We start from the raw sequence: 2,882 nt of genomic DNA on the forward strand, positions 1-2,882 counted from the left end.
ACCGCACCGACGAGGGCAAGATCTACCTCTGCGCGATCAAAGACGTCTACTCGAACAAGATCGTCGGCTACTCCATCGACTCCAGGATGAAGGCGTCCCTGGCCGTCGCCGCGGCCCGGAACGAACGCCCCCGCAAGACACTCGGATTCAAAACGCCAGCCGAAGCGATGAACGAGCTACTGTTGTCCGCAAGTACCGGTGTTGCGACGACCGGTTGAATCCGCCCACGCTGCCGCGGTCGGAGTGTCAGATCGCGTCCTGCTCGATCCGGGGCGTCACGGCCGCGTTTGTGAGGGCGTCGGCGACGAGTTCGGTGCGCATGTGATCGGCGATGGACCAGCCGACGACTTCCGCAGCATCTCCGTGGATTCAGGGTCGGCGTTCGTCCAGAAGTCGTTGAGTACGAAGGGGGCGTACGTTCTGCGGTGCGCTCGCTTCCATTGGTGCACTGTGCGCGGCGCGACGGCAGCCTCTCGATCAGATTTCGGAATCGTCGTCTAGCCCGGTGACGACGGGGAGCGTCTTCTCAGCGCTACCCGCGGAATGTGAGTGCTCTGGCTGCCGGCTACGGGTTGGCTGCGGCTTCTGGAACGACAGCTCCCCGCCCACGCGCCCGCTATGTGGTCGGCCGTGGTCGGCGTACTCTTCACGAAAGAAAGCCATCCGCCAAGGCCCCATTTCCATCCGGGCGCCTGTGCGCAGGACCTGTGCACCCTCCTGCCCGCGCTCCTTCTTTGCGCCGCCGGAAACCGCCCCAAGCGGATACAGAACGTACTCATCGTTCTCGTCGTGGCGGATTTCAGCATGGAAAGACTGGAGGCCCTTTAAACACAAATTCGCCTCCGGGGCCGAGCCAATGGTGGTGATGGTCGGTAGCAGGTCGAACTCAGCCGGCATCTGGCCGTTCCAGTTCTCCGAACCGACCACAAAAATCAGCCGGGGCCGTCCGGATCCCGGCGTGTAGTGCGTCGTGGTGATTTGGCGCCGGATTCTCCGATTGAAGGTCGGCACGAGTGGATACAGAGTCGGCGGCGGCAACGGCACGGAAGGTACCTGCGTGGCTCCGGCACTCCGACGCCGCAAAAGGGGTGCCAGCGCAGCCCAGCTGCCGAGCGCGATGTTTGGGGAACCTGTCAGCAGGCGCTGGATGATCGGCGCGCGCACAGCGCCAATACGGATGACCAGTCCGGCGGGTCCTGACAGGGAGACGCTCAGTCCTCGCACGGCCAGGTTCGAAGCTAGGGCACGGATGTTCTTCAGCGTCGCCGTTCGGGAACGCACGAACATTTCCGGGTTATTTGAGAAGACCTCGACATCAAGTCCCTTAGCCTTGATGGTGCCGTTCATTTGCCCCGCCGGCGTCTCGGTGGCGACGTCCGTATCGGCGCCCTTCTCTCCTGGCCCCGCTAGGGAAAACGTCAGATCGATGTCCAACCGGGTTGAAATACTCATGGCTACTTGATGATCGGATCGATACCGGAACTCTCGCTCGTGGTGACCCTGAGGGTGCCGTTCAGTTTCCAGGTGGCGCGCGGGGATTCCGGCCCTATGTCACGCGGCACTTCAACCGTCATGTCGACGAAGCTGTAGTTGATCGCGGCATTCTTGCCGGTCAGGTAGGACCACATCTCCCTACCAAGATCTGTCCAGTCCTTAATATTGTGCACATCGTGGCCGACAACGGTTGCGGGATCTGCGGGGGTTTGGCTGTCAGTCACGGTATGTTCCTTCTCGCTTGTCGGCTGGAAATGGTCACTCAGTCATCAGAGATCCGACCAGACGATTAGCTCTGAATCGGAGCAAACTCGTGCACAGGGCGCGCAGCCGCCAATTACTTCATCGGCTGCGTGCAATCAATCGTAGTGGAGGGCGCCGCCTGGGGGAAGGGCGATGAATGTCTCCGTTAGGGTCAATACCGTTTGGCGATTTCAAACGGTGGAAGCAACAGGGGCTATTTCCTTCCTTGAGGCTAGCTCGCTGAGCAGGTCAGCTGGGGTGCTGCGTTTGAGGGTTTTGCGCGGCCGCTCGTTGAGTTCAGTGGCGACTTCGAGGAGGCGTTGAGCGCTGTGGGCGTTCAGGTCGGTTCCTTTGGGGAAATACTGACGCAGTAGTGGAGTGGTTCCCGGTCAAATGCAGCAGCATCACGTATCCCGTAGTCCGTTCGACGAGGGTTCCGATTGCGGACTTCGACGAGGTCGAGCCGATGATCAGGTCGCCCTCCCAATGCCCGGGAACGGCGCGGTCCTCGATCTCCGGCGGGCGGTCGGAGATCATCACCATCTCTCGGAACCTCGGCGGCCGCGGACCCTCCGGGCGCTGCGGGCGCCGTGTGGCACGCCCTGACCGCAACGCGGTGGCAACTTCCAAGCGCAACGATCCGCGGCCCTGCACGTACAGGGCCTGGTAGATCGTCTCGTGTGACACCTGCATCTCCGGATTCTCTGGATGCTTGACTTTCAGTCGGCCCGCGACCTGTTCCGGGCTGAACCGATCGGTGAGCATCGTGGCGACTTGTTTCCGTAACGCTAACCCGTCCAGTTTCCGGGCTCTTGGCCGCCGAGCCCGTGCCCAGGTCTGCTCCTGCGCGAGCGAAGGCACGTAGCGGCCGGCGACCTGGTTTCTGGTCACTTCCCGGCTGATCGTTGACGGCGCCCGGCCCAGTGCCGCTGCGATGCGGCGCACTCCGTGACCCCGGGCGAGCTGGAACCCGATCTCTTCTCGCTCTCGCAACGATAAAAGCCCGACACGGGCAACACTGAAATCCTGAACCGGTGATGGCAGCAGGTTACGTCCCTGTGAGTGGTGTGGTTTCCCGCTCGTGAGCGTTGCTTCTTCAACGCGAAGAGCCACCGTGGGATGGTCAGTGAGTACCGACTAAGCAA

3 protein-coding genes and 1 pseudogene are annotated in these 2,882 nt (G+C 62.0%); 1 reads left to right on the forward strand and 3 read right to left on the reverse strand.

Annotation, left to right across the window (positions count from 1 at the left end; translation table 11 throughout):
• Window positions 1-218 (forward strand): annotated as a pseudogene (locus E3O39_RS19190) (hypothetical protein); the annotation flags it as partial.
• Between the two features lie 259 nt (window positions 219-477).
• Here E3O39_RS19190 and E3O39_RS18665 read toward each other — a convergent pair.
• The 3 genes from E3O39_RS18665 to E3O39_RS18675 all read right to left on the reverse strand — a co-directional run bounded on the left by E3O39_RS18665 (window position 478) and on the right by E3O39_RS18675 (window position 2,850).
• Window positions 478-1,452, reverse strand: a complete 975-nt coding sequence (locus E3O39_RS18665) for an FHA domain-containing protein (protein ID WP_174774869.1) — start codon at window positions 1,450-1,452, stop codon at window positions 478-480.
• A 2-nt stretch (window positions 1,453-1,454) separates the two neighbouring features.
• Window positions 1,455-1,718 carry a hypothetical protein gene (locus tag E3O39_RS18670; RefSeq protein WP_198413482.1) on the reverse strand — a complete coding sequence of 88 codons (264 nt, stop codon included), beginning with the start codon at window positions 1,716-1,718 and terminating at the stop codon, window positions 1,455-1,457.
• A 316-nt stretch (window positions 1,719-2,034) separates the two neighbouring features.
• Entirely contained in the window at window positions 2,035-2,850 is an 816-nt protein-coding gene (locus E3O39_RS18675; protein ID WP_370295011.1) for an IS30 family transposase, read from the reverse strand.
• Between the last annotated feature and the right edge of the window lie 32 nt (window positions 2,851-2,882).

It is taken from the genome of Cryobacterium sp. MDB2-A-1, assembly GCF_004402675.1.
Lineage (GTDB): Bacteria > Actinomycetota > Actinomycetes > Actinomycetales > Microbacteriaceae > Cryobacterium > Cryobacterium glucosi.

Excerpts from the sequence above, each read along its gene's own strand:
- E3O39_RS18665 (WP_174774869.1), bottom strand. The coding sequence starts at position 1,452 with ATGAGTATTTCAACCCGGTTGGACATCGATCTGACGTTTTCCCTAGCG.